21 protein-coding genes, 1 tRNA gene and 1 pseudogene are annotated in these 24983 nt (G+C 64.0%); 8 read left to right on the top strand and 15 right to left on the bottom strand.

The features are described from left to right. Positions 1-76 precede the first annotated feature (76 nt). Positions 77-2518 (top strand): ATP-dependent helicase HrpB, encoded by a 2442-nt coding sequence (gene hrpB / locus QM801_RS16270; protein WP_415020254.1) that lies wholly within the window; start codon positions 77-79, stop codon positions 2516-2518. Between the two features lie 293 nt (positions 2519-2811). Here the strand turns inward: hrpB and ptsN are convergent, their stop codons facing one another. The 6 genes and pseudogenes from ptsN to QM801_RS16300 form a co-directional block, all read right to left on the bottom strand. Next, positions 2812-3279: a PTS IIA-like nitrogen regulatory protein PtsN gene (gene ptsN / locus QM801_RS16275; RefSeq protein WP_415020255.1), complete on the bottom strand. Its 468-nt coding sequence runs from the start codon at positions 3277-3279 to the stop codon at positions 2812-2814. A 181-nt stretch (positions 3280-3460) separates the two neighbouring features. Further along, complete coding sequence (rpoN, locus tag QM801_RS16280) at positions 3461-4954, bottom strand: RNA polymerase factor sigma-54 (protein WP_415020256.1); 1494 nt, start codon at positions 4952-4954, stop codon at positions 3461-3463. A 15-nt stretch (positions 4955-4969) separates the two neighbouring features. Further along, a pseudogene (gene lptB / locus QM801_RS16285) lies at positions 4970-5746 on the bottom strand (LPS export ABC transporter ATP-binding protein); the annotation flags it as partial. A gap of 123 nt (positions 5747-5869) precedes the next feature. Next, positions 5870-6352 (bottom strand): LptA/OstA family protein, encoded by a 483-nt coding sequence (locus QM801_RS16290; protein ID WP_415020257.1) that lies wholly within the window; start codon positions 6350-6352, stop codon positions 5870-5872. Continuing rightward, positions 6349-7020: an LPS export ABC transporter periplasmic protein LptC gene (gene lptC, locus QM801_RS16295; protein WP_415020258.1), complete on the bottom strand. Its 672-nt coding sequence runs from the start codon at positions 7018-7020 to the stop codon at positions 6349-6351. Before lptC ends, QM801_RS16290 begins: the two co-directional genes overlap by 4 nt. Next, a complete protein-coding gene (locus QM801_RS16300) occupies positions 7001-7615 on the bottom strand; it encodes a ribonuclease D (RefSeq protein WP_415020259.1) in 615 nt (204 codons plus the stop codon). Before QM801_RS16300 ends, lptC begins: the two co-directional genes overlap by 20 nt. 641 nt (positions 7616-8256) lie before the next feature. On the opposite strand from QM801_RS16300, the gene QM801_RS16305 reads away from it, so the two are divergent. Beyond that, on the top strand, positions 8257-8895 hold the full coding sequence (locus QM801_RS16305; RefSeq protein ID WP_415020260.1) for a hypothetical protein: 639 nt from the start codon (positions 8257-8259) through the stop codon (positions 8893-8895). A gap of 7 nt (positions 8896-8902) precedes the next feature. Here QM801_RS16305 and QM801_RS16310 read toward each other — a convergent pair whose 3' ends face one another. Further along, positions 8903-9034 carry a hypothetical protein gene (locus QM801_RS16310; protein WP_415020261.1) on the bottom strand — a complete coding sequence of 44 codons (132 nt, stop codon included), beginning with the start codon at positions 9032-9034 and terminating at the stop codon, positions 8903-8905. A 327-nt stretch (positions 9035-9361) separates the two neighbouring features. After that, positions 9362-9446: transfer RNA gene (locus tag QM801_RS16315), tRNA-Leu, on the bottom strand. Positions 9447-9617: 171 nt separating this feature from the next. Here QM801_RS16315 and QM801_RS16320 point away from each other — a divergent pair. Next, positions 9618-10583, top strand: a complete 966-nt coding sequence (locus QM801_RS16320) for a complex I NDUFA9 subunit family protein (protein WP_415020262.1) — start codon at positions 9618-9620, stop codon at positions 10581-10583. Here the strand turns inward: QM801_RS16320 and QM801_RS16325 are convergent. Then, a complete protein-coding gene (locus QM801_RS16325) occupies positions 10562-11392 on the bottom strand; it encodes an undecaprenyl-diphosphate phosphatase (protein WP_415020263.1) in 831 nt (276 codons plus the stop codon). The genes QM801_RS16320 and QM801_RS16325 overlap by 22 nt on opposite strands. A gap of 163 nt (positions 11393-11555) precedes the next feature. Between QM801_RS16325 and QM801_RS16330 the strand changes: the two genes are divergently transcribed. From QM801_RS16330 to QM801_RS16340, 3 genes are read left to right on the top strand one after another with little or no spacing between them, the layout of a single operon-like run. Beyond that, positions 11556-12242, top strand: a complete 687-nt coding sequence (locus tag QM801_RS16330; protein WP_415020264.1) for a glutathione S-transferase family protein — start codon at positions 11556-11558, stop codon at positions 12240-12242. Then, a complete protein-coding gene (gene queG, locus QM801_RS16335) occupies positions 12223-13356 on the top strand; it encodes a tRNA epoxyqueuosine(34) reductase QueG (protein WP_415020265.1) in 1134 nt (377 codons plus the stop codon). Before QM801_RS16330 ends, queG begins: the two co-directional genes overlap by 20 nt. Then, positions 13353-14237, top strand: coding sequence for an SDR family oxidoreductase (locus QM801_RS16340; RefSeq protein ID WP_415020266.1), 885 nt, complete (start codon positions 13353-13355; stop codon positions 14235-14237). Before queG ends, QM801_RS16340 begins: the two co-directional genes overlap by 4 nt. Here the strand turns inward: QM801_RS16340 and QM801_RS16345 are convergent. Next, a complete protein-coding gene (locus QM801_RS16345) occupies positions 14212-15009 on the bottom strand; it encodes an alpha/beta hydrolase (RefSeq protein WP_415020267.1) in 798 nt (265 codons plus the stop codon). The two genes, QM801_RS16340 and QM801_RS16345, sit on opposite strands and share 26 nt — an antisense overlap. A gap of 111 nt (positions 15010-15120) precedes the next feature. Between QM801_RS16345 and infC the strand changes: the two genes are divergently transcribed. Further along, positions 15121-15690, top strand: coding sequence for a translation initiation factor IF-3 (gene infC, locus QM801_RS16350; protein ID WP_415020268.1), 570 nt, complete (start codon positions 15121-15123; stop codon positions 15688-15690). Positions 15691-15836: 146 nt separating this feature from the next. After that, positions 15837-16943, top strand: a complete 1107-nt coding sequence (locus tag QM801_RS16355; RefSeq protein ID WP_415020269.1) for a TRAP transporter substrate-binding protein — start codon at positions 15837-15839, stop codon at positions 16941-16943. A 49-nt stretch (positions 16944-16992) separates the two neighbouring features. On the opposite strand, the gene QM801_RS16360 is transcribed toward QM801_RS16355, so the two are convergent. The 5 genes from QM801_RS16360 to QM801_RS16380 all read right to left on the bottom strand — a co-directional run bounded on the left by QM801_RS16360 (position 16993) and on the right by QM801_RS16380 (position 24883). Continuing rightward, positions 16993-18435 carry a TRAP transporter large permease gene (locus QM801_RS16360; protein ID WP_415020270.1) on the bottom strand — a complete coding sequence of 481 codons (1443 nt, stop codon included), beginning with the start codon at positions 18433-18435 and terminating at the stop codon, positions 16993-16995. Then, positions 18432-19043 carry a TRAP transporter small permease subunit gene (locus QM801_RS16365; RefSeq protein ID WP_415020271.1) on the bottom strand — a complete coding sequence of 204 codons (612 nt, stop codon included), beginning with the start codon at positions 19041-19043 and terminating at the stop codon, positions 18432-18434. The genes QM801_RS16360 and QM801_RS16365 overlap by 4 nt, the downstream gene beginning before the upstream one ends. 99 nt (positions 19044-19142) lie before the next feature. Beyond that, positions 19143-20723, bottom strand: a complete 1581-nt coding sequence (locus QM801_RS16370; protein ID WP_415020272.1) for a phosphoenolpyruvate carboxykinase — start codon at positions 20721-20723, stop codon at positions 19143-19145. A gap of 127 nt (positions 20724-20850) precedes the next feature. Further along, positions 20851-23832 (bottom strand): DNA polymerase I, encoded by a 2982-nt coding sequence (gene polA, locus QM801_RS16375; RefSeq protein ID WP_415020273.1) that lies wholly within the window; start codon positions 23830-23832, stop codon positions 20851-20853. Next, a complete protein-coding gene (locus QM801_RS16380) occupies positions 23786-24883 on the bottom strand; it encodes an acyltransferase family protein (RefSeq protein ID WP_415020274.1) in 1098 nt (365 codons plus the stop codon). The genes polA and QM801_RS16380 overlap by 47 nt, the downstream gene beginning before the upstream one ends. Between the last annotated feature and the right edge of the window lie 100 nt (positions 24884-24983).

A 24983-nucleotide genomic window follows, 5' to 3' on the forward strand; every position in this document is an offset into this window, starting at 1 on the left:
CCTCGAAGGATGCGCCACGCGGACCTCACGCCACCCCCCTTTGGGTCCGGAGCCGAACCCTGCTAAGCCCCGCGCCATGGATTTTCCCGTCGACCGCGTCGTCCCCGAACTTGCCGCCGGCCTCGCCGCCCATGCGGCAGCCGTGCTGGTGGCCGAGCCCGGCGCCGGCAAGACCACCCGCGTGCCGCTGGCGCTTCGCGATGCAGCGTGGCTTGCGGGCAAGAAGATCGTCATGCTCGAACCGCGCCGCCTCGCTGCCCGCGCCTCGGCCCGGCGCATGGCCGCGACCCTCGGTGAAACCGTCGGCGACACGGTGGGCTATACCGTCCGCCTTGAACGCAAGGTCTCGGCCCGCACCCGGATCGAGGTGGTCACCGAAGGCATCCTCACCCGCCGCCTGCAGCAGGACCCGGAACTTGCCGACACCGGCCTCGTCATCTTCGACGAATTCCACGAGCGCAGCCTCGATGGTGACCTCGGCCTCGCCCTCACGCTCGATGTGCAGCGGGGCCTCAGGCCCGACCTCAAGATGCTCGTGATGTCGGCCACCCTCGATGCCGAAGCGCTGTGTACGCATCTCGGCAATGCGCCGCTCATCCAGACCACCGGCCGCATGTTTCCGGTGGGCGTCACCCATCTCGAGCGCCCCACGCGCTTCAGCCTGATCGACGACACGGTGAAGGCGATCGCCCGCGCCCTTCGCGAGGTAAAGGGCAGCCTGCTCGTGTTCCTGCCCGGTGAAGGGGAGATCCGCCGCACCGTGGAGGCCCTCGGCAAGGTCGATCTTCCCGCCAACACAGACGTGCGCCCGCTTTATGGCGCGCTCTCCTTCGCCGACCAGGACGAGGCGATCCGCAAGCCCGACGAAGGCCGCCGCAAGATCGTGCTCGCCACCACCATTGCCGAAACCTCGCTCACCATCGAAGGGATCGAGGCGGTGATCGACACCGGCCTCAAGCGCGCACCGCGCTTCGATCCGGCTTCGGGCATGACGGCGCTCGAAACCATCCGCGTGAGCCAGGCCAGCGCCGAACAGCGCAAGGGCCGCGCCGGACGTCTCGGTCCCGGCCATTGCTACCGTCTCTGGCCCGAAGCCGAAACCAAGGCACTCGCCGCCCATGATGAACCGGAAATCCGTGTCGCCGATCTTGCGCCGCTCGCCCTCGACATGGCGAACTGGGGCGTCACCGCGCGCGATGGCCTGCCGTGGCTCGAGGCACCCCCACAGGCGCCCTTCGCGCAGGCCCAGGATCTGCTCCGCCAGTTGGGTGCCGTCGATGCCACCCACGCCATCACCGCCCACGGCCGCGCCATGGTGCGCCTGCCGCTCCATCCCCGCCTTGCCCACATGGTGGTGAAGGCAGCGGAACTTGGCGCTGGCCAGAGTGCTGCCGAGACCGCCGCGATGATCAGCGAGCGCGATGGTCTTCCCCGCGACACCACCGCCGACATCGAGGCGCGGCTTCTGCACGTGCGGGGTGCCGCGCGCGACCGCATCCGCCAGTCGGCGAAACAGATCACCGATCTCCTGCGCTGCGGCGAGGATACGTCAGACCTGTCGCATGGCGTGATGCTGGCGCTGGCCTATCCGGACCGCATTGCCGAGCGCCGTGGGCAGAACCGCTTCCGCATGGCGAATGGCGGCGGTGCCGTGGTCGCTGAACACGACACTCTCGCCAAGGCCGATCACATTGCCATTGCGCTCCTCGACAATGCGCAGGCCGATGCCAAGGTGTTTCTCGCGGGCGTGATCACGCTTGCCGACATCGAGAAACACTTCGCCGATCTCATCATCACGCAATCCCGCGCCGGATGGGACTCCCGGCAGAATGCTGTTGTCGCCAGCACGCGGCGGAGCCTCGGTGCGGTCGTGCTGGAGGAGCGCGCACTGCCGTCGGCCGATCCCGCCGTGCTGGCGCAGGGCATGGTGGATGGCGTGCGCAGTCTTGGTCTTTCGGCGCTTCCCTGGGGCGAGGCGGCGGAGAGCCTGCGCAACCGTGTGCGCTTCCTCGCGCGCACCATGCCCGATGCGGGCTGGCCCGATCTTTCGGATGCAACGCTGCTCGCAACATTGGAAGACTGGCTCTCGCCCTATCTCGCCGGCATGGTGCGCAAGTCCGATCTCGCCCGCCTCGACATGACAAACATCCTGCGCGGCCTCGTGCCCTATCAGCTGCTCTCGCAGATCGACACGCTGGCGCCGCAGCGCATGGAGGTGCCGTCGGGCGGCCACTACCGCATCGACTACGAGACCGATGGCGATCCGGTGTTGCGCGTGCGGTTGCAGGAGATGTTCGGCCTGCACAGCGCGCCGCAGGTGGCGGGCGGGCGCGCGAAGCTCAGGATCGAATTGCTCTCGCCTGCGGGCCGTCCCGTGGCCGTCACGCAATCGCTCGAGACCTTCTGGACCAATGCCTATCCGGACGTGCGCAAGGACATGCGCGGCCGCTATCCCAAGCACTACTGGCCAGAGAATCCGCTGGAGGCGCAGGCCGTGGCACCGCGACGGTTGAGGTAGGAAGAATTCGCCCCACCGCTCGTCATTCCATCCAAGCAGCACGAACGTGCTGCGCATGCTTCGAGGCATTGCTGCGCAATGCACCTCAGCATGAAGGGTGAATTGAATCCTCATCCTGAGGTGCGAGGCGAAGCCGAGCCTCGAAGGATGCGCCAATGACGGGACAACATATACATCTTCTGTCACCCTCCACGCATGTGGAGGGCTAGTCTTTGCTACATGCTCCGGCGACGGAATGCCGTGTTCAAAGACTCGTGGCCCACATGCGTGGGCCATGACGGTGCGCGAGGGAATTACGCCGCCGACTGGGTCGCCGAGGGTTCGGTGAGGATGGCGTAGAGGCCTTCCGCCGTATCGGTGCCGCGCAGCTTGGTGAGGGTCGCCGGTTCGCGCAGCAGCCGCGAGATGCGGGCGAGTGCCGTCAAGTGATCAGCGCCGGCATGGTCGGGCGCCAGCAGCACGAAGACGAGATCAACGGGCTGGCCGTCGACGCTGTCGAAATCGATGGGCGTGGCAAGGCGCGCGAAGAGGCCATAGACGCGGGTGATGTTGGGCAGGCGGCCGTGCGGAATGGCAATGCCCTGGCCGAGGCCGGTGGAGCCCAGTTTCTCGCGGCGGTGCAGTGTCTCGAAGATCACGCGGCTGTCGGCGGCCACGAGTCCGGCCATCGCCTGGGAGAGCTCCTGCAACACCTGCTTCTTGTTCTGGGCTTTCACCGCGGGAAGAACGGCGCGGGCGTCGATGATGTCTGCAAGAGTCATTCGATCAGCAATTCCGGTTCGAAACAAGACTGCCTCAGCCGCAACACATGGGCGCGATCATGAATCGCGTCAATGGTGTCGAAGCCGTCCTGTGAAGAGTTTTTTTGTTTGGCACTGCACCATTTTGGCTCATGCCGGTCCAATTCAATGGGGCGCTGGATAGGCGCGGGCGCGCCCCAAGTCAACCCTTCAGCCGGGCTTCACGGCGGCGCTGTACGGATGAGAGAATCCCGAGCGATTCCCTGTATTTGGCCACGGTCCGGCGGGCGATATCCACGCCCTCTCCGCGCAATGCCGCCACGATGTCGTCGTCGGAGAGAATGGCCTCCGCAGACTCGCGCGCGATCATGTCCCGGATGCGGTGGCGCACGCTTTCGGCGGAGTGCGCGTCGCCCTCTCCGTCGGCTGCCGCGATGGCCGTGGTGAAGAAATACTTCATCTCATATGTGCCGAGCGGTGTTGCGATATACTTGTTGGAGGTGACGCGGCTCACCGTCGATTCATGCATTTCGATGGCATCTGCCACCATCTTGAGTGTGATCGGGCGCAGGTGCTGCACGCCGTGGATGAGGAAACCGTCCTGTTGCCGCACGATTTCGCGGGCGACCTTGAGCACCGTCTTGGCGCGCTGCTCCAGGCTCTTCACCAGCCAGGCGGCCTGGGCATGACAGCCGGCGAGGAAGAGGCGGTCATCCTCGCTCTTCGCGCCGCGCGAGACGGTGGCCATGTAGCGGTTGTTGACGAGCACGCGGGGCAGCGTCTCGCTGTTCAGTTCGACGATCCAGTTGCCGTCGGGCGAGGGCCGCACGAAGACATCGGGCACGACCGGCATGGTGGGCTCGGTGCCGAAGGCATGGCCGGGCTTGGGATTGAGCGAGCGCAGTTCGGCCAGCATGTCCTGCAGGTCGTCCATGGTGACGCCGCACTTGGCCTTGAGGGCGTTGAAATCGCGGCGGGCCACCAGCGGAAGATTGTCGACCAGCGCCGCCATGGCGGGATCAAGCCGGTCCTGATCGATGAGCTGCAGCTTCAGACACTCGGCCAGATCGCGGGCGAAGACGCCGGCCGGTTCGAAGCGTCGAAGACGCACCAGAACGGTTTCGATCTGCTCGGGCGTGGCCTTGAGGATCTCGCCGAGGCTGGCGGGATCGCCCGAGAGATAGCCCGCTTCATTCAGCATGCCGATCAGGTGCTGGCCGATCATCAGGTCGGCAGGCTCGGTGAATTCGAGATTGAGCTGCGAGGTGAGGTGTTCGGCAAGCGAGATGCCGCTTGAGAGATTGGCGGCGAAGTCGCCGTCCTCGCCGTCGAAGGAGAGATGTCCGGAAGAGCGCAGGCTGGCCCAGCCGGAATCGCGCGGCATGGAGGCCTCGTCGGCCATGCGGGCGGAGGCGCCTTCGGGTGCTTCGGCATCGCCGCCCATGTCTTCGGGGGCAGCCGACTGTCCGGTGAAGGCTTCATCGAGGCTGGCAGGGGCTGTCTGTTCGGCGCGGGCGTCCACCGCTTCGCCTGCACCCTCCTCGCGTTCGAGCAGGGGATTGCGTTCAAGCTCGGCGTCGACGAAGGCCTGCAACTCGACCGACGACATCTGCAGAAGCTTGATCGCCTGCTGCAGCTGCGGCGTCATCACCGGGGACTGGCCCTGCTTCAGAACGAGTTTTTGACTAAGACCCATCAGCCCCTCCTGCCATCAGAGGCTGAAGGAATCGCCAAGATAATAACGGCGCACGTCGGGATCGTTAACGATCTGTTGCGGGCTGCCTTCGGTCAGGACATGGCCCTCATGGATGATGAGCGCCCGGTCGATGAGCTCGAGGGTTTCTCGGACGTTGTGATCCGTAATAAGCACCCCGATTCCCCGAGAGGTAAGCTGTCGCACCAGGACGCGAATATCACCGATCGCAATGGGATCAATCCCTGCGAACGGCTCGTCGAGGAGCATGAACTGGGGCTTTGCGGCGAGGGCTCGGGCGATTTCCACCCGGCGACGCTCTCCGCCAGAGAGCGCAACAGCCGGCGAATGCCGGAGGTGGGCGATTGAGAACTCATCATACAACTCACGCAACTGACGCTCGCGCGCCCTCTTGTCCTTCTCGTGAAGTTCAAGCACTGCGCGCAGATTCTGTTCAACGGTCAGCCCACGGAAGATCGAACTTTCCTGGGGAAGATATCCGATGCCCAGCCGCGCCCGTTGGTACATGGGCAGGTGGGTGATGTCTTCGCCATCCAGCCTGATCGATCCCTTGTCGGCGGCAATCAGACCCGTGATCATGTAGAACACGGTCGTCTTGCCGGCGCCATTGGGGCCCAACAGGCCAACAGCCTCACCACGCCTCACCGAAACCGACACATCCCGCACCACGGGCCTGTTGCGATAGCTCTTGGCGAGCATGGTCGCGGTCAGGCCCTCGGCCGGTTCGGTCATCCTGGCGCGTCCCTGCCCTTGCGGCACCGGCGCATTGCGCGGGGCCATGGGGCGGGGGCGAACCGGATTTCCGGTATTGGACGCCTGGTGATTACGGAGCATTTATCTTAATTTTACGTGAAGTGGATCAGAGTTGCGCTTTACGGCCTGAAATCATTCCGCATTTCATTGCGGCACGAATGAGCCCTTGACGCGCCCACCCTTCATGACCGTGCGCTTGGTCTTCAGATCGGCAACCAGTTCGGGACCCCGCAGAACCGTCTTGCCCTGCACCACCTTCGCATTGCCGGTGACGATCAGCTCGTTCTTCTGCATGTGGAAGATGGCATGATCGCCGGTGATGGTCTGGGTGTCGGTGGTGATTGTCACCGGCCCCTTGCAGTCCATGGTGTCGACCTCCGACTTGGTGGTGCCGTCGGGCTGCTTCACCTCGATGTAGTCGACCACCATCTCCGGCGTCTGGATGGTTTCGCTGGTGCGCTTGGCGATGACGTTGCCGCGGAAGACCGCGCGCTTGTCGGCGTCGATGATCTCCATCTCGTTGGATTCGATATCGACGCTTTCCGTCTGCTGCTGGGCCAGAACCACGCGCGGCTGCATCGCCGCGGCGGAGGCTGCAAGTGCCAGCATCAAGATGACTTTTCTCATTTACCGTCTCCCGATTTGCTCTTTTGTGTCACGAAGTGGGCTTTGACGCCACCCCTGAAAATGATGCGGTCGCCGTTCGATGTGATGGCCAGGCTGTCGGCGGAGATGGTACCGCCGATGATGTCGACATTGACCGGCGAGGTCGACTGCATCGACTGGTCCGCCATGTCGACGGCAGCGCTCTCCATGCGTGCCCGGAAGCGGTCGCCCTGGTCGAACAGCACGTCACCCTGGAGCGCCAGCGTCTTCTGCTCTGTCTCATAGGCGGCCGTCTTCGAGGTGATGAACAGCTTGGAGCCGTCCTGCCTGTCGAAGCTGCTGTGCACCTGTTGGAGATGGACGAGGCTGTCGACGGTGGCGTCCTGTACGCCCTTCTGGGCGGTGATCTCGAAGGGCCGCTTGTTCTTGTCGAAGCCCGAGATCTTCGATGGCCCGCCGGTGATCTGGGCCGGGTTCTCGACCGGGGCCAGGGGCGTGTCCGGCTTCCTGGTGAAATCGGAGAACAGTCCGAGCTCGATCGCAAAGGTGAGGCCAAGGCCCGCGGCACCCGCGAGGATGACGTAGGAGAGCCAGCGCGTCAGGCCGGCGCGGGTGTTGGCCCGGCGGGCGGACTCGCGCGACGAAACCGGATTCACCTCGGCATAATACTCATGAGTGGGAGAAGACATCTTCTTCGCCCCAGCCGCCGAGATCGAGTGCGGCGCGAACAGGAATGAAATCGAAACAGGCCTTGGCCAGATGCATGCGGCCTTCGCGTTCGAGCATCTGGTCGAGGCGGGATTTCAGTTCGTGAAGATAGAGGACATCTTGCGCCGCATAGGTCTTCTGGGCGTCGCTCAGCACATGCGAACCCCAGTCGGAGCTCTGCTGCTGCTTGTTGGCCTCGATGCCGAGGAGTTCGCGCAACACGTCCTTGAGGCCGTGCTTGTCGGTGTAGGTGCGGGCGAGCTTCGAGGCGATCTTGGTGCAATAGAGGGGCGCCGTGTTGGCGCCGAGATAATGCTTGAGCACGGCGACATCGAAGCGGGCGAAATGGAAGATCTTGAGGACGGCGGCATCCTCAAGCAGCGCCTTGAGGCGCGGGGCCTGATAGGCGCCGGCATCGAACTGGATGATGTGGGCATTGCCGTCCCCGGTCGAGATCTGCACCACGCAGAGGCGGTCGCGGCGCGGATTGAGGCCGAGCGTTTCCGTGTCGATCGCCACCGCGGAACCCGGTTTGAAATCGGCAGGCAGGTCTCCGCGGTACAGTTTCACAGCCATGGTATGGTCACGAGCCTCAGTAAGCCTCTGGATGAACGGAATTATGGCCGCTCAGGTGGGGTGGACCAGCGGCGCAGTCAACCGGACATGCGCATACAGGGTAATCCCCTGCAACTCAATGTGTCACACGGGAGCGGGGGTCCGGGCGGCAGGACGATGCTGCCAGCCGGCTGGATTCTGCTTCAAGTTGAGGGGGTTGAGCGGTGGTGGCTGGCCCAAACCGGGCCTGTCGCCACGCTGAAGGCCGCGGCTTGACTGAAAGCCATGGCTTACGTAGCATCTCGCCCTCATGAATAAGTGCTTGCGCGCAAGGGGCTCACCCCGTCGCATCTGAGGCGCCGACACGGAAACGACTTTGAACAACTCCGGCCACATGACTGCGCTCCCCATGGGGTATGAACCTCCCTCGGAGGTGCGTGCCCTGCACCATCTCATCAATCCACATCCCGCGCGCGCCCGGCACATGGGCGCAGGAGACACGGGACGCGACCCTTCCGCTTTCCAGTGGGTCTTCAGGTTTCGCAATGACCTGAGCAGGCCGGCGGGACACATGGCAAAGGCCGTCACGCCTGAATTTCACCCCACACTTCATCCCGATCTTCGGTCATGATCTTACCGTCGATTGGCCCGCATCAACGCTCATGACTGTCACTGCCGTTCTGCTCAGCTGGAAGCGCCCCAACAACATTCCGCTGATTGTCGGCCAGCTGGAAGCCACGGGGATCGTATCGGAAATTCTGGTCTGGAACAACAATCCGGATCTCATGCTGCGGCATCCCAGCATCATTGCCGTGAATTCCAGCCACAACTTCAAGGCCTACGCCCGCCTGGGCCTGGCCATGATGGCGAAGAACGACACCATCATGTTTCATGATGACGATCTTCTGTTTCGCCCGGAAGATATTATTGCCCTGCATCGCCTGCAGCAGGCCGCACCGCACCGGATTCATGGATTTATGGGCCGCAACCTGAAGGGCGGCCAATACGCCAGAGAGAAGGCCTTTGGAGATGTTGATATCGTCCTCGGACAGTTCATGCTGTTTTCCAAAGAGCTTCTGGCCCAGGCCAATGGCGACATCCTGCGCCTGACTCCGTTTGAGCGCGGCGATGACATCGCCCTTTCACTGCTGTCGGGAGGAAAACACTTCTGCATGGATGTCCCCCGCAAAAACCTCGACCCCGGCCAGGTGCACGGCCTGTTTCGTGCGCCCGACCACTTCGAGAAACGGCAGTTGATGGTGAACCGGGCCCTGGCGCTTCGAGAGGCGCGGCAGAAATAATCGACCCTTATCCTGGAAATGGCTTGAAGTGCTTTGACAGATTCAAGCCCTGACGCTGGTAGTTGGACCGCAGTTGGCCATGGACCTGGCTGGGCCGTTCCGCAGGAGGCTCATACAGCAGCGGATTGAAGGGGACCATTTCCGCCGCATGGGTGGGCGGCCATCCGGGCGCTTACAGGGTGCAGCGGGGATGCGCTGGCCCGCTTGTCGAGGCGACTGCGGGAGGCCGCATAGAGTGGCCGCCGCGCCCCAAAACGAGTCGCCAACGGCAATTCCTGAGGTCTGCCTGGAGAATTTTGGTTGCCAGAAGGCCGTCAGCGGCTCTCCTCAAACGATCTGGCGGCTATGTACCGTGACGATCGGCAGTCGGGCGGTTTGACCCGGCACCAGCCCAGCAAATGGCCCCGTGTTCACCTGACCATTCACCTGCCTGTCCATCCGCTCAGACAATGCCTTGTCTGAAGTTTGGTGCCCAGAAGAGGACTCGAACCTCCACGCCTTTCAGCGCTAGTACCTGAAACTAGTGCGTCTACCAATTCCGCCATCTGGGCCAGTTTCGGAGCGCCTCTTACGCGGGCCTGACGCATATTGTCAACCAAGGCTTTCAGGCTGCCGTGCGGCCCCGCTGCGGCCCAACTGCGTCGACGTCTTGTCTTTGCAACGCGCAGGCAAATCGCTAAAAGGGCGGCCGATTTCACCCCCTTCCATCACGAGGCGCATCCTTGGTTTCCCTTCCCTCCAATTCGCTCGTCACGGTGTTCGGCGGTTCCGGCTTCATCGGCCGCCAGTTGGTCCAGAGCCTCGCCAAGCGCGGCTACCGCATCCGCGTGGCCTGCCGCCGCCCCGACCTAGCGGGCGCCGTGCTGCCGCTCGGCACCCCGGGGCAGATCGCCCTCGTGCAGGCGAACCTGCGCTACCCGGCCTCGGTGCAGGCGGCCTGCGAAGGCGCTTATGCCGTGGTCAACGCCACGGGGCTCGATACCGCCTCCGGCTCGCAGACCTTCGAAGGCGTCGTCGTCTTCGGTTCGGAGGCGATTGCCAAGGCCGCCAAGCAGGCGGGCGCACAGCTTCTGGTGATGGTCTCCGGCATCGGCGCCAGCGAAAACTCGCCCAGTGCCGCGGCCCGCGCCAAGGCCAAGGCCGAAGCCTCGATCAGCAAGATCTTTCCGGGCGCCATGGTGGTGCAGCCGTCAGTGGTCTTCGGCGCCGACGACCGCTTCTTCAACCGCATGGCCGCGATGGTGCGCATCGCCCCGGTGCTGCCGGTGATTGGCCCCGACGTGAAGGTGCAGCCCGTCTTCGTGGGCGACGTGGCGGAAGCCATCGCCACCCTGATCGACCGCGGCGTGGGCACGGGCAAGACCTATGAGCTGGGCGGGCCTGCCGTCTCCACCCTCAAGGACATGTTCCAGTATGTGCTCGACGTGACCCAGCGCAAGCGCCTGCTGGTGCCGCTGCCGTGGAGTGCAGCAAAGCTCATGGGCACGGTTCTGGGCTGGCTGCCGGGTGCGCCCATCACTGCCGATCAGGTGGATCTGCTGCGTGCCGACAATGTGGTGAGCGCTGCCGCCAAGGCGGAAGGCCGCGACCTGCCGGGGCTCGGCATCAATCCGCGCAGCTTCTCGGCGATTGTTCCGACCTATCTTTACCGCTTCCGCAAGGAAGGTCAGTTCACCGTTCCCAACTGAACGCCGGCGGCGATCAGTCCCAGAAGCGCGCCCCCCAGCACGACGCGATAGATCACGAAGGGCAGGAAGCTCACCGTGCGCAGGATGCGCATGAGGAAGGCGATTGCCAGCAGCGCCACGAAGAAGGTGAGTACGCCCGTCATGATGACCGGGCCGCTGATCGGTTCACCGTTCTTCAGCGCATCACCAATCACCAGCGCCGACGCCGCGCCATTTGCCGGGATCGACAGCAGGAAGGAATAGCGCGCCGCCTCGACGCGGTTGAAGCCCAGCGCGCGGGCCGCCGTCATGGTGATGCCGGAGCGGCTGGTGCCGGGTGAAAGCGCAAAGGCCTGCGCCACGCCGATGATGATGGCCGAGACCCAGTTCATGTCTTTGATCATGCGCGTCATCAGGCCGAAAGCATCCGCGGCATAGAGCAGGATGCCGAAGACGATGGCATTCGCCGCCACGAGAAGCGGGCTGCGGATGTGGTCGTCGAGGTGGGTGACCTTCATGACGAGGCCGACGAGCACGATGGGAATGGTGCCGATCACCACGTGGAAGACGAGACGGCTGTTGGCGGTGGTGCGCCGCTGCACGAGATCGAGCGCGCCCCGCATCATGCCCACCACGTCGCGCCAGAAATAGATGATCACGGCAAGCAGCGAGCCCACGTTCGTCACCATGTCGGTGAGCACGCCCTGGTCCGGCCAGCCGGTGATGGCGGGCACGAGGATGAGATGGCCCGAGGAAGAGATGGGCAGGAATTCGGTGATGCCCTGGATCAAGGCCAGGACAATGATCTGCAGGAACTCGGAAGTTGTCATGTTGTCGCCGCCCACCCCAGAACGAAAGGGCCCAGACATCCGGTCCCGAATCGCATGCCGCCCGTGGACAAACGTCATAAATGCGGCCAAAAGCGGGGGCAATGGCCTGTCCCGGTTACATTTTTGTACGGGCCAAACCCCTCTTGACTCCATAATCGGACCAATGCCGCAACTGCACCACTTCACACTCGACCCCCAGGGCCGCCGCATGCGTCTGGCGCTCGCCGAATACGGCGTGGCCGCCACGCTTATCGAGGAGCGTCCGTGGCAGCCATCGCAGACCCTGCTTGATCTCAACCCCGCGGGCCTGTCGCCGGTCTATGTGGAGGACAACGGCGCATCCGTTGCCGGGGCCGAGGCCCTCACCGAATACCTCGAGGAAACCCTCGGCAAGGAGCGGCCGCTCGTTCCGGGCAGCGCGCTTGCTCGCGCCGAGGTGCGCCGCCTCGTGGCCTGGTTCGACATCAAGTTCTATGCCGAGGTGACAGAGCCCGTGCTCACCGAAAAGGTGATCCGCCGTTTCGTGGCAGCACCGGGCAATGGCCGCGGCTCGCCCGACATGCAGCGCATGCGCGCAGGTCTCCAGATGCTGAAGCCGCATCTCGACTATCTCGGCTATCTCGCCGAACAGCGCTCGTGGCTTGCCGGCAACGATCTCTCGCTCGCCGATCTCGCGGCGGCGGCCCACATCTCGGCCATCGACTATCTGGGTGAAATCAACTGGGCCGACCATCCGGTGGCGCAGACCTGGTACAGCCGCATCAAGTCGAGGCCCTCCTTCCGCGTTCTCCTCGGCGACACGATTCCGGGCGTGGCCCCGGCGGCGCATTATGCCGAGCTCGACTTCTGAGACGCTGACCCGCGCGCTTTCTCGCCTGCGGACCCGTGCCAGCGCGGAAGGCCTGCCGCTTCTTCGCGTGACACGCGCACGCCTTCCCGATGAGACTGCGGCTCGGCTCAACCACTTCATCGCGGCCGGGCACGCGGGCGACATGGACTGGCTGGAGGAGACGGCAGAGCGCCGGGCCTCGCCCGATGCCATGTGGAGCGATGCAAAGTCCGCGATCGTCTTCGCCCAGCCCTACACGCCGGCGATCGATCCCATGTCACGGCTCGATGAAAAATCCGTGGGCGTCATCTCCGTCTATGCGCTCAACCGCGACTATCACGACGTCTTCAAGGGCAAGCTGAAGCGGCTGGCGCAGGATTTCGCCCGCGCCTCGGGCGCCGAGGTGAAGATCTTCGTCGACACCGCACCGCTGATGGAAAAGCCGCTTGCAGCACAGGCCGGCCTCGGCTGGCAGGGGCGGCACACCAATCTCGTCTCGCGCGAGGCCGGCAACTGGTTCTTCATCGGCACCATCCTCACCGATGCGACGCTTGCGCCCGATGAGGCCGAACAGGATCACTGCGGCACCTGCCGCGCCTGCCTCGACATTTGCCCGACGAAGGCCTTCCCTGCGCCCTACCAGCTCGATGCGCGGCGCTGCATTTCCTACCTCACGATCGAGCACAAGGGCCATATCGCGCGGGAATTCCGCAAGCCCATGGGCAACCGCATCTACGGCTGCGACGATTGCCTTGCAGTCTGCCCGTGGAACAAGTTTGCGCTCGCCTGCACCGAGATGAAGCTCACGGCGCGGGATGATCTCGTGGCGCCTGCACTCGCGGATCTGTTGCGGCTCGACGATGCGGGCTTCCGCGCCCTGTTCTCGGGCTCGCCCGTGAAGCGGATCGGCCGCGACCGCTTCCTCCGCAACTGCCTGATCGCGGCAGGCAACAGCGGTGATGCAAGCCTGCTGCCCGCCATCACAGCCTGTCTCCACGATCCCTCACCCCTCGTGCGGGCCATGGCGGTCTGGGCGCATGGGGCGCTTGCGCCAGCGGACCAGCACGGGCAGATACGCGAGATCATGATGAAGACTGAAACCGACGAAGACGTGCAGCGGGAATGGCAGGCATGAAGCACATTCTCTTTTTCGGCTACAGCTTCTCGGCCGCAGCCCTCGTCCGCCGCCTTGACCGTGCCGAATGGAAGATCAGCGCCAGCTTCCGCTCGCCCGCAAGTGCGGAGGCCCTGCGCGCGCAGGGCATCGGCCGTCTCGATTTCAATCAGTCCACGGAGCTTCCGGTTGATGTGACGCACATCGTCTCGTCGGTTCCGCCCGAGGCCGAAGGTGACCCGGTGCTGCAGCGCTTCGGTGTGTCATTGGCAGAACAGGCGCGGCACATCACCTGGGCGGCCTATCTCTCCACCACGGGCGTCTATGGCGATCATGGCGGCGCATGGATCGACGAGGCGACACCGCTCACCCCCAACACCGAGCGCGGCTGGCGCCGCTTGCGCGCCGAAGAGGCGTGGCTCGATCTCCATGCGAGGCATGGCCTGCCGCTTCACATCTTCCGCCTCGCCGGCATCTATGGGCCGGGGCGGAACCAGCTGGAAACCGTCCTCGACGGCAGCGCCAAGCGCATCATCAAGGAGGGCCAGGTGTTCAGCCGCATCCACGTCGACGACATTGCCGGCATCCTGCTCGCCTCCATGGCGAAGCCCCATCCGGGCACCGCCTACAATGTCGCCGATGATGAGCCGCGCCCACCGCAGGATGTGGTGGAACATGCCGCTGCGCTTCTGGGCAAGCCCGTGCCGCCAGACATTCCCTTCGAGCAGGCGGAGCTCTCGCCCATGGCGCGAAGCTTCTATGCGGATTCGAAGCGGGTCTCGAACGGCAAGGTGAAGAGCGAACTTGGCTACCGCTTCCTCTACCCGAGCTACCGGGAAGGCCTCGGCGAACTGGTCCGGCACATCAGCGGCTCGCTCAGTAGCGCACCCCGTCGGCCCTGAGCGCCAGCTGCAGCACCGTCTCCTGGATGATGCGGAGCTGCACGGCGGTGGAGAGGCGGTGGTCGCCATCCTTGATGAAGGAGAGGGTCAGGTCCGTGGCGGTGATGGCCTCGAAAGTCTTGACCGCATGGGCGGGCGGCACGTCGGTGTCGGCGCTTCCCTGCAGGATGCGCACCGGTACGGGCAGGCTGATGCCCTCCTCCAGCAGCAGGTGCTGGGTGCCATCCTCCAGCAGGCGGAGCGTGATGGGATAGGGCTCGCCGTAGGCGGAGGGGCGGCGGAAAACGCCGGTCTCAACGAGCGCGGTCCGGGCATCCCGGTCGAACTCGTCCCACATCAGTTCCTTGGTCATGTCGGTGGCGGGCGCGATCAGCACCAGACCCGCGATGCGGCGGGCGGCCAGCGGGTCCTCCTTCAGGAGGCGCCTGGTCAGCAGCAGGGCGAGCCAGCCTCCCATGCTGGAGCCGACGATGATCCGGGGGTTCTGGGTGTGGCGGAGGAACATGTGGGTGGCCTGTTCCAGCCAGTCCGAAATGGTCCCGTCGATGAAAAGCCCGTCCGACTGGCCATGGCCGGAGTAGTCGAAGCGGAAGAAGTTCCGCCGGGTGGCGCGGGCGAGGTCTGCCAGATTTTCAGCCTTTGTCCCCGTCATTTCCGACTTGTAGCCGCCCAGCCAGAAGAAGCCGCAGGGGCCGATGTCGTCGGCCGCCCCGTCCTTCATGTAGGCCAGGCGGAAACCCTTCAAATCCTCATCAAATGCGATGCGGCCCATGGCTGCTGAAACCCCTTCATTTCAACGTTTTTCCTTGCTAACCAATGGCCGCCGGATTCGCAAAACCTCTTTGCCGGGCCCGGCGGACCACAACCAGGAGAGACCGACCACTTGAGCCTTCCCCCACGCCGCCCTTCGTTCAACCGCAATGCCCCTGTTCCTCAGAAAGAGGAGGAGCACAAGATCAACAACCGCATTGATGCCCGTGAGGTGCGCCTGATCGGCGCAGACGGAGCCAATGTCGGTGTCGTGCCCACGCGGCAGGCCTTGATCATGGCGGAAGAGGCCGGACTCGATCTCGTGGAAATCTCGCCGGATGCGAAGCCGCCGGTCGCCAAGATTCTCGACTACGGCAAGTTCCGCTTCCAGGAGCAGAAGAAGGCCGCCGAGGCGCGCAAGAAGCAGCGCGTCATCGAGATCAAGGAAATCAAGCTGCGCCCGATGATCGACGATCACGACTATGAAGTGAAGATGCGCGCGGCCAAGCGCTTCTTCGAAGAGGGCGACAAGGTGAAGGTGACGCTGCGCTTCCGCGGCCGCGAAATGGATCACCAGGACCTGGGCTACAAGCTGCTGCTGCGCGTGAAGGCCGAGATGGCGGAGATCGCGAAGGTGGAACTCGATCCGAAGCCCGAGGGCCGCCAGATCATCATGATCATGGCGCCGAAGGGCAAAGGCTGAGACCTTTTCACCCGCATCGTTCCAAGGGGCCTTCGGGCCCCTTTTGTTTTTCATATGGTGCCTGCGCAGTTGAAACCGTTTCCCCGCCTTGCCATAGTTGCAGGCACTGAGGCGACAACAAATACGCCCATCCCGGAGGAAACCGAATGTCATTCAACAGACGCACCTTCTTTGCAAAGACCGGCACCGTTGCCGCCGGCGCCACAGCGGCCCTTGCCGCGCCCGCCATTGCGCAATCAGCACCCGAACTCAAATGGCGCATGACCTCGAGCTTTCCCAAGGCGCTCGACACCATCTACGGCGCGGCAGAGACTTTCGCGAAATACGTGAGTGACGCCACCGACGGCAAGTTCCAGATCCAGGTCTTCGCCGCCAACGAAATCGTTCCCGGCCTCGAAGCCGCAAACGCGGTGGGTGATGGCACGGTGGAGATGTGCCACACCGCCTCCTACTACTACTGGGGCAAGGACCCGGCCTTCGCCTTCGCCACCGCGGTGCCCTTCGGCCTTAATGCCCGCCAGCAGAATGCCTGGATGTATTTTGGCGGCGGCATCGACCTCGTGAACGAGTTCCTCGCCGGCCACAACCTCGTCGCCTATCCGTGCGGCAACACCGGTGCGCAGATGGGCGGCTGGTTCCGCAAGGAGCTGAAGTCCGTCTCGGACCTGCAGGGCCTGAAGATGCGCATCGGCGGCTTCGGCGGAAAGGTTATCTCCAAGATCGGCGTGGTGCCGCAGCAGATCGCCGGCGGCGAAATCTATCAGGCGCTCGAAAAGGGAACCATCGACGCCGCCGAATGGGTTGGCCCCTACGATGACGAGAAGCTCGGCTTCTACAAGGTGGCGCCCTACTACTACTATCCCGGCTGGTGGGAAGGCGGCGCCATGCTGCACGTCATGACCAATTCGGCGAAGTGGGCGGAACTCCCCGCCAACTACCAGAACGTGGTGAAGATTGCGGCCCAGGCCGCGAACACCTCCATGCTGGCGAAGTATGATGCGGTGAACCCGGGTGCGCTGAAGAAGCTTGCGGCCGCCGGCGCCAAGCTTGCCCCCTTCCCGCAGGACGTGATGGAAGCCTGCTTCAAGGCGGCGAACGAAACCTATGCGGAAATTTCCGCCACCAACGCCCCCTTCAAGAAGCTGCATGACGCCATGATGGCCTTCCGCGGCGATGCCTATCTCTGGGCGCAGTTCTCGGAATACCAGTTCGACGCCTTCATGATGGGGCAGCAGCGCAAGAAGGCGCTCTGATCTTCCCGACCATCGCTTCATGCAAAGGCCCCGGTCTCCGGGGCCTTTTTCAATTGATGGGTGGCGGCGTGTTGAGATCGATGGGCGGTGGCGCATTCGGATCGAGCGTCTGCTCCGTCTGCGGCACGATCACCTCGAAGTTGGGATCGATGACCAGTTCCTTGTCGAGGAAGGCGGTGACGATCTCGGGGAAGGCAATGAGGATGCCCACAAGCATCAACTGCAGGATCACCCACGGGATCGCACCCCAGTAGATGTCCCGGCTTCGTACCGTCGCCGGTGCAATGCCGCGCAGATAGAAGAGCGCAAAGCCGAAGGGCGGATGCATGAAGCTCGTCTGCATGTTGGCGCCCAGCAGCACGCCGAACCAGACGAGATTGATGCCGAGCGCCTGCGCCACCGGCGCCAGCAGCGGCACGATGATGAAGGCGATCTCGAAGAAGTCGAGGAAGAAGGCGATCACGAAGACGAAGATGTTGACGGCGATGAGGAAGCCCACCTGCCCGCCCGGCAGCGAGGTCAGCATGCCTTCGATCCACTCCTTGCCGCCCACGCCCTGGAAGACGAGGCTGAAGACGCGCGCCCCGATCAGGATCAGCACCACCATGGCGGTGATGCGCATGGTCGTCTGCATGCCGTTCCAGACGAGATGGCGGTTCAGCCTGCCGTTCATGGCAGCGAGCGCAAAGGCGCCGAGCACGCCCATGGCGCCTGCTTCCGTGGCGGTGGCAAAGCCGGTGAAGATCGTGCCCAGCACCAGGAAGATGAGGGCGAGCGACGGCACCATGCCGCGGATGCAGCGCTTCAGCAGGGCCCAGCCGCGGATGGTGCGGGCTTCCGGCGGAAGCGCCGGCACATCGCCCGGGCGGATGATCGAGACGAGCAGCACGAAGGCCATGAAGAGCAGCACCTGCACCACGCTCGGCCCCATGGCGCCCTTGTACATCTCGCCCACGTCCACGCCCATCTGGTCGGCCAGCACCACCAGCACGAGGGAGGGCGGAATGAGCTGCGTAATGGTGCCCGAAGCGGCGATCACGCCCGTGGCATGGCGGATGTTGTAGCCGTAGCGCATCATGACGGGGAGCGAGATCAACCCCATGGCGATCACCGAGGCCGCCACCGTTCCGGTGATGGCGCCCAGCACGGCACCCACGAGAATGACGGCGTAGGAGAGACCGCCGCGCACGCCGCCGAACAATTGCCCGAAGCCATCGAGCAGGTCTTCGGCCAGTCCGCTGCGCTCGAGGATGGCGCCCATCAGGGTGAAGAAGGGAATGGCGAGCAGGAGATCGTTCCGCAGCACGCCTTCGAGCTGGAAGATGATGTTGCCGAGGAAGTTGGGTGCGATCAGGCCGAGTTCGACGCCGACGAAGCCGAAGAACAGCCCGACGGCGGCGAGCGAGAAGGCCGCCGGATAGCCGTAGATCATGAAGAGGATGAGCCCTGCGAACATCAGCGGGGCCATGTTGTGGGTGATGAATGCGATCATTGCACCGGTTTCTCGTAGGCATGTTCCCGGCGCTGGCCGGTTGCAAGCGAGTGGATGCACTTGATCAGTTCGGAAATACCCTGCAGCAGGATCAGGAAGAAGCCGAAAGGCAGGAAGAACTTGAGCGGCCAGCGCGGCAGGCCGCCGGCATTCTGGGACATTTCATTCTGGAGGAACGACTCCAGGAACCAGCCCCAGCTGAAATAGATCATGATGATGCAGAAGGGCGCGAGGAAGAGCAGCGTGCCGGTGAGATCGATCCAGGTACGGGCCCTGTCGCTGACCGAGGTGTAGAGGAGGTCGACGCGCACATGTTCGTTCAGCTTCAGCGTCCACGACGAGCCCAGCATCACCATGCCGGCGAACATCAGCAGTTGCAGGTCGCGCAGCGTGTTGGAGTTGTCGCGGTAGAGGCCGAACAGGAATTTGCTGATCTCGCCTTCGCCGCCCGTAGCATGCGCAAGCGCAAGCAGTCCGCCGACGCTATAACGCAGAATGGCATCGAGGGCGCAGGCGAGCGTGGCAAAGAGCACGAGCCAGTTCGCCACGATGCCAAGCCATCGCGCCAGCGCGTCAAGCGTTCTGCTGAGTGCCAGCAGTCCGGTCATTCGGGCGATCCCCTCTCAAACCGGGCCCTTCACAGGCCTCTCGTTCGGAGGGGATGACACTCGAATTCCTGCCGCTTCGCAATAGCAAAGCGGTGCTGTTCACTCCGCCGCGTGGCGCGAGGTTTCCCCGGTTTCGGCAAAGCGCCTGGCGTTCTCGGCGAACATGCCGACGAGCTTCTGCGCGGTGGCCTCATAGGCCTTGGCGTCGGCCCAGCCCTTGGCCGGATCGAGCACCGTCTCCGGCACGCCGGCCAGAAGCTTCGGCACGGCAAGTCCGAAATGCGGGTCGGTGCGGGTGGGCGCATCGGCGAGCGCGCCCGAGAGCGCGGCGCGGACGATCTTGCGCGTCACGTCGATGGGGATGCGCTTGCCCACGCCATAGGCGCCGCCGGTCCAGCCGGTGTTGACGAGGTAGCAGGCGACATTGTGCTTGGCGATGAGCTCCTTCAGCATCCGGCCATAGTCGCGGGGATGGCGGGTGAGGAAGGGCTGTCCGAAGCAGGCCGAGAAGGTGGCCTGCGGTTCCTTCACGCCGCGCTCGGTGCCCGCCACCTTGGCGGTGTAGCCGGCCATGAAGTGCTCCATCGCCTGTTCGGGCGTGAGCTTTGCGACGGGCGGCAGCACGCCGAACGCATCTGCCGTCAGCATGATGATGGTCTTGGGGATCGTGCCGCGGCCATCGAGCCGCGCCCCCGGAATGGCGGCCATGTCGTAGGCCACGCGGGTGTTCTCGGTGACGCTGCCGTCCTCGAAGTGGGGCCTGTGGTCTTCATCCACGATGACATTCTCGAGGACACTGCCGACGCGGTGGGCGGCGGCATGGATCTGCGGCTCTGCCGTGGCGGAGAGATTGATCGCCTTGGCGTAGCAGCCACCCTCGATGTTGAAGACACCGTTCGCAGACCAGCCGTGCTCGTCGTCGCCGATGAGGGCGCGTTCGGGATCGGTGGAGAGCGTCGTCTTGCCGGTGCCCGAGAGGCCGAAGAAGACGGCGGTGTCGCCCATGGCGCCGAGGTTGGCGGAGCAGTGCATGGGGAGAACGCCCTGTTCGGGCAGGATGTGGTTCATCACCGTGAAGACCGACTTCTTGATCTCGCCCGCGTAATGCGTGCCGCCGATGAGGACGAGGCGCTGGGCAAGGTCGAGGGCGATCACCACGTCGCTGCGGGTGCCGTGGCGGGCGGGATCGGCCTTGAAGGTGGGGAGGCAGAGAATGGTGAGGCCGGGTGCGCTGGCGAAATCGTCCTTGGGCACGATCAGCAGGTTGCGGATGAACAGCGCCTGCCAGGCGAACTCGGTGATCACCCGCGTCTCGAGGCGGTGCGCGGGATCAGCGCCGGCATGAAGGTCCTGGACGAAGAGAGACTTGAGCCGGGCATGGGCCAGCATGTCGGCCTTGATCTGGTCGAACTGGGCCTGGCTGAGGCCCGCGGTGTTCTCCCACCAGACCGAATCATTGGCTGCGGCATTGCGGACGATGAACTTGTCCTTGGGGCTGCGGCCGGTGTGGGCCCCGGTCATCACCGAAAGCGTGCCGCCTTCAGCGACGCGGGCTTCGCCGCGCTCGATCGCCTGCTGGTACAGCTCGGCAACCCCGGCATTCCACGAGATGCAATTGGCCCAGCGCAGGCCGATCTTGGCGAGTTCGGCACGAATGACGGGCTCGTTGAGGGCGTTCATGACACGGTTCTCCATCAGAGAGGAATGGGCGGGGGCACCCTCTCTCTGCGGGAAACGATGAGTGATGTAAAGATGTAATTACATCATGTGTTAATGTTAGCGAACATCATTTTCAGATGTCATAACATCAATGAGCCTCATCCCAGTTCCCTGCAGCCCGGGCATCCACCTGCAACGGAACGGCCAACTTGACGGCAGGTTCCGCCGCTTTCTCCATCACCTCGCGAACCACCGGCAGGGTTCCCTCCACTTCCGTCGATGGCACTTCAAAAACGAGTTCATCATGCACCTGAAGCAGCATCTTCGCCCTGAGGTTTGCTGCCGCAAGGGCGGGCATCATGCGGATCATGGCGCGGCGGATGATGTCGGCGGCCGAGCCCTGGATCGGCGCGTTGATGGCGGCGCGCTCGAGGAAGGCGCGCTCCGACGGGTTGGGCGACTTGATGCGCGGGAAGTGGCAGCGCCGCCCGAAGATCGTCTCCACATAACCCTGGTCATGGGCCAGCTGCTTGGTGGCATCCATGTAGTCGCGAATGCCGGGGAAGCGCTTGAAGTAGGTGCGGATGTAGTCGCCCGCCTCCTCGCGGCTGATCGACAGCTGATTGGCAAGCCCGAAGGCCGAGATGCCGTAGATGATGCCGAAGTTGATCGCCTTGGCGCGGCGGCGCACCGCGGGGTCCATGCCCTGGATCGGCGTGTTGAACATCTCGCTTGCCGTCATCGCATGAATGTCGAGGCCGTCGGCGAAGGCCTTCTTCAACTGCGGGATGTCGGCCACGTGGGCGAGCACGCGCAATTCGATCTGCGAATAGTCCGCACTCAGCAGCAGGTGCCCGAGCTTCGGCACGAAGGCGGTGCGGATGCGGCGGCCTTCCTCGGTGCGGATCGGGATGTTCTGCAGGTTCGGATCGGTGGAGGAGAGCCGCCCCGTCGAGGTGGAGGCCATGGCGTAGCTCGTATGCACACGCTGCGTCTTCGGATTGATGAAGTTGGGCAGCGCCTCCGTATAGGTCGAGCGCAGCTTGGCAAGCTGCCGCCAGTCGAGCACGCGGGTGGCGAGTTCCACGCCCTGCGCGGCGAGATCTTCCAGCACGTCGCTGTCGGTGCTCCAGGCGCCTGTTGCCGTCTTGCGGCCCCCCGCCAATCCCATCTTGCCGAAAAGGATCTCGCCCAACTGCTTGGGTGAGCCGATGTTGAAGGGACCACCGGCGAGGCCGTGGATTTCACTTTCGATCTTGCCCTGCGTGGCGGCAAATTCGGAAGAGAGCCGCTGCAGCAGCTGGCGGTCCACCACGATGCCTTCGTTCTCCATGGCGAGGAGAACGGGCACCAGCGGCCGTTCCAGCGTTTCATAGACCGTCACCTTGCCCGCCTTCAGCAGCTTCTGGCGGAACAGCATCCACAGGCGGAGCGTGATGTCGGCATCCTCGGCGGCATAGTGTGTGGCGCGGTCAACGGGCACGCGGTCGAAGGTCACCTGCGACTTGCCGGACCCCGCCACCTCCTTGTAGCTGATCGGCTTGTGGCCGAGGTGGCGCTGCGACAGTTCATCCATGCCGTGGCCCACATCGCCCGACTCGAAGGCATAGGACATCAGCATGGTGTCATCGATGGGCGTGATCTCGATGCCGCGCTGCTTCATCACCAGCATGTCGTACTTGAGGTTCTGGCCGATTTTGAGAACGGATGGCGATTGCAGCAGTGGCCCCAGCAGCGCCAATGCATCCTGCTCGCTGATCTGGTTCTGCAGGCGCTCGCCGCCGAACAGTCCCTCGCCCATGCTCTTGTGGTTGAGCGGTACATAGCAGGCGCGATTGGGTGCAAGCGCCAGCGACACGCCTGCAAGATTGGCCTGCATGGCATCGAGCGAATCCGTTTCCGTATCGAAGGAGACATAGCCCTGCGCTTCCGCCTGGGCGATGCACGCCTTCAATTGCTCAAGCGAGGTCACGGTTTCATAACCAGAGTGATCGACCGGAATGGCGCGGAGATAGGCCTCCATGTCGTCGCTCGCTCCTGCGTCCGTTGCAGGCGCAGAGGCAGGTGCGGCCGGCGCCGACGCCGCAAGCGGCATCTCGCCCTGCACGGGCGCTGGCGCAGGCGTTGCGCGCCGCTGCGGCGGAAGCACATCCAGCCCGCCTTCCGGCGGCCAAAAATTGATTTCCACCGGCATGGGCTCGATCGCCGCCATGTCGGCCTGCAGTTCGGTTGCCACCTTGCGGGTGAAGGTGGTGAACTCCAGCGCCTTGAGGAAGCCGATCAGCTGCGAGGCCTTGGGCACATCCACGGCGAAGCTTCCGACGTCCTCCTCCACCGGCACCTTGTCGTCGAGGCAGACCAGGCGCTTCGAGATGCGCGCCTGCTCGGCATACTGGATGAGGTTCTCGCGGCGCTTGTTCTGCTTGATCTCGGCGGCGCGCTCGAGCAGCGCTTCCAGCGAGCCATAGGTGTTGATGAGCTCCGCACCCGTCTTCAAGCCGATTCCCGGCACGCCCGGCACGTTGTCGACGCTGTCGCCGGCGAGCGCCTGCACGTCCACCACCTTGTCGGGCGTCACGCCGAACTTCTCGAGCACCTGTTCGGGCCCGATCTCCTTGTCCTTCATAGTGTCGTAGAGACTGATGCCATCGCGCACGAGCTGCATCAGGTCCTTGTCGGAGGAGACGATGCGGCAGGTGGCGCCTGCTTCTGAGGCCTGGCGCGCATAGGTGGCGATGAGATCGTCGGCCTCGTAGTTGTCCTGCTCGACGGCGGGCACATTGAAGGCCCGCGTCGCCTGCTTGATGAGCGAGAATTGCGGGCGGAGATCGGCCGGCGGTTCCGGGCGGTGGGCCTTGTACTCAGGATAGATGTCGTTGCGGAACGTCTTCGACGACTTGTCGAAGATCACCGCGAGATGGGTGGGCTTGTGGCCGTTGTTGGTTTCCTTCAGCAGCTTCCACAGCATGTTGCAGAAGCCCTGAACGGCGCCCACGGGCAGGCCGTCACTCTTCCGCGTCAACGGCGGAAGGGCGTGATAGGCGCGGAAGATGTAACCCGATCCGTCGATCAGGTAGAGATGGTCACCGGCCTTGAGACCGGACGCTGGAGACTTCGAATTGCTGGTCATGGCCGGCACTGTGCCAGACCTTGGCGGGGGTTTCCAGCTTCTGCGGCGGCTTCAGCCGCGCCCAGGCGGGGCGGCGGAAGAGGAAGCTCAAGGCCGTCTTGCGGGTGAGCCAGAAGAGCACAACCGGGCCGATGACGCCTGCGAGCGTGGTGGTGATCGAGATCACGTCTGGCCCCAGTCCGGGCGCGAACTTCAGCGCCAGCGTGCGGGTTGTCGCCATGAAGAGGAAGAAGGCGAGGTAGACGACGATGGAGTTCTCGCCCAGATAGCGGAGCACCTCGCCCGCGCGGAAACGCGAGAGCAACACGCCTGCGGAGATTACGGCGCCCACGCCGATGAAGCCCGCGACGATGCCGTAGCCCGGGCCCGCCACGAGATCATGCATGTAGGCCAGCGTGTGCACGTAGCCCCAGATCAGCAGCGCGGACACGAGCGCCGGCGTCGACAGCCTGTCCATGCCGGCGGCAAAGCGGAACGCCTGGGCCGAGAGCCAGTAGCCCGCGAAGAAATAGACATAGCGCGCGGCGAATTCATCGATGACGATCCAGCCCGTATGGGGGCGGAACATCTCGAGCAGGGCCGCAGCAACAAAGACGAGGACCGGCGGGAGCGGGCGCAACAGACGCGTTGTCACGAAGAAGATGGGCAGCAGGTAGATGAACCACAGCGTGCCGAAGGGTTCGATGAAGGCAAGCGCGTATTCGGAAGCGAGACCATTGAGGCCGCGCTCGGCATAGATGCCGGGGCCCTTGAAGAGCAGCTGCAGCGTCATCCACAGGAGATAGAAATAGAGGAAGTGGATGACCTTCTTGTCGAGGTAGTCGCGCCAGGGCGTGTCGATGCGGCGGGCGAGGAAGAGACCCGAGATCAGGAAGAAGTCGGGCATGCGGAAGGGCTGGGCCCAGTGGATGAAGGTGTTGAGGGCGCCCGCTTCACCCATGGCCTTCTCGACGCCGAGGGTGGAGTGCATGAGGACAACGAGGACGATGCAGATGCCCTTGGCGAAATCGACCCAGTCGACGCGCATCTTCGGTGTGGCTTCGGCCGTCATTGTGGTTCCGTCCCGGGGTTGAAGGGTGGGCGTCAAGGAAGTGGTCAAAAATCTGTGCCGGGGCGGCACAGGGCCACCCCGTCTGCCAGGGCGGAGCAAG

Source organism: Aestuariivirga sp., from assembly GCF_047600585.1.
Lineage (GTDB): Bacteria > Pseudomonadota > Alphaproteobacteria > Rhizobiales > Aestuariivirgaceae > Aestuariivirga.

Excerpts from the sequence above, each read along its gene's own strand:
- hrpB (WP_415020254.1), top strand. The coding sequence starts at position 77 with ATGGATTTTCCCGTCGACCGCGTCGTCCCCGAACTTGCCGCCGGCCTC.
- ptsN (WP_415020255.1), bottom strand. The coding sequence starts at position 3,279 with ATGACTCTTGCAGACATCATCGACGCCCGCGCCGTTCTTCCCGCGGTG.
- rpoN (WP_415020256.1), bottom strand. The coding sequence starts at position 4,954 with ATGGGTCTTAGTCAAAAACTCGTTCTGAAGCAGGGCCAGTCCCCGGTG.
- QM801_RS16290 (WP_415020257.1), bottom strand. The coding sequence starts at position 6,352 with ATGAGAAAAGTCATCTTGATGCTGGCACTTGCAGCCTCCGCCGCGGCG.
- lptC (WP_415020258.1), bottom strand. The coding sequence starts at position 7,020 with ATGTCTTCTCCCACTCATGAGTATTATGCCGAGGTGAATCCGGTTTCG.
- QM801_RS16300 (WP_415020259.1), bottom strand. The coding sequence starts at position 7,615 with ATGGCTGTGAAACTGTACCGCGGAGACCTGCCTGCCGATTTCAAACCG.
- QM801_RS16305 (WP_415020260.1), top strand. The coding sequence starts at position 8,257 with ATGACTGTCACTGCCGTTCTGCTCAGCTGGAAGCGCCCCAACAACATT.
- QM801_RS16310 (WP_415020261.1), bottom strand. The coding sequence starts at position 9,034 with ATGGTCCCCTTCAATCCGCTGCTGTATGAGCCTCCTGCGGAACGGCCC.
- QM801_RS16325 (WP_415020263.1), bottom strand. The coding sequence starts at position 11,392 with ATGACAACTTCCGAGTTCCTGCAGATCATTGTCCTGGCCTTGATCCAG.
- QM801_RS16330 (WP_415020264.1), top strand. The coding sequence starts at position 11,556 with ATGCCGCAACTGCACCACTTCACACTCGACCCCCAGGGCCGCCGCATG.
- queG (WP_415020265.1), top strand. The coding sequence starts at position 12,223 with ATGCCGAGCTCGACTTCTGAGACGCTGACCCGCGCGCTTTCTCGCCTG.
- QM801_RS16340 (WP_415020266.1), top strand. The coding sequence starts at position 13,353 with ATGAAGCACATTCTCTTTTTCGGCTACAGCTTCTCGGCCGCAGCCCTC.
- QM801_RS16345 (WP_415020267.1), bottom strand. The coding sequence starts at position 15,009 with ATGGGCCGCATCGCATTTGATGAGGATTTGAAGGGTTTCCGCCTGGCC.
- QM801_RS16355 (WP_415020269.1), top strand. The coding sequence starts at position 15,837 with ATGTCATTCAACAGACGCACCTTCTTTGCAAAGACCGGCACCGTTGCC.
- QM801_RS16360 (WP_415020270.1), bottom strand. The coding sequence starts at position 18,435 with ATGATCGCATTCATCACCCACAACATGGCCCCGCTGATGTTCGCAGGG.
- QM801_RS16365 (WP_415020271.1), bottom strand. The coding sequence starts at position 19,043 with ATGACCGGACTGCTGGCACTCAGCAGAACGCTTGACGCGCTGGCGCGA.
- QM801_RS16370 (WP_415020272.1), bottom strand. The coding sequence starts at position 20,723 with ATGAACGCCCTCAACGAGCCCGTCATTCGTGCCGAACTCGCCAAGATC.
- polA (WP_415020273.1), bottom strand. The coding sequence starts at position 23,832 with ATGACCAGCAATTCGAAGTCTCCAGCGTCCGGTCTCAAGGCCGGTGAC.
- QM801_RS16380 (WP_415020274.1), bottom strand. The coding sequence starts at position 24,883 with ATGACGGCCGAAGCCACACCGAAGATGCGCGTCGACTGGGTCGATTTC.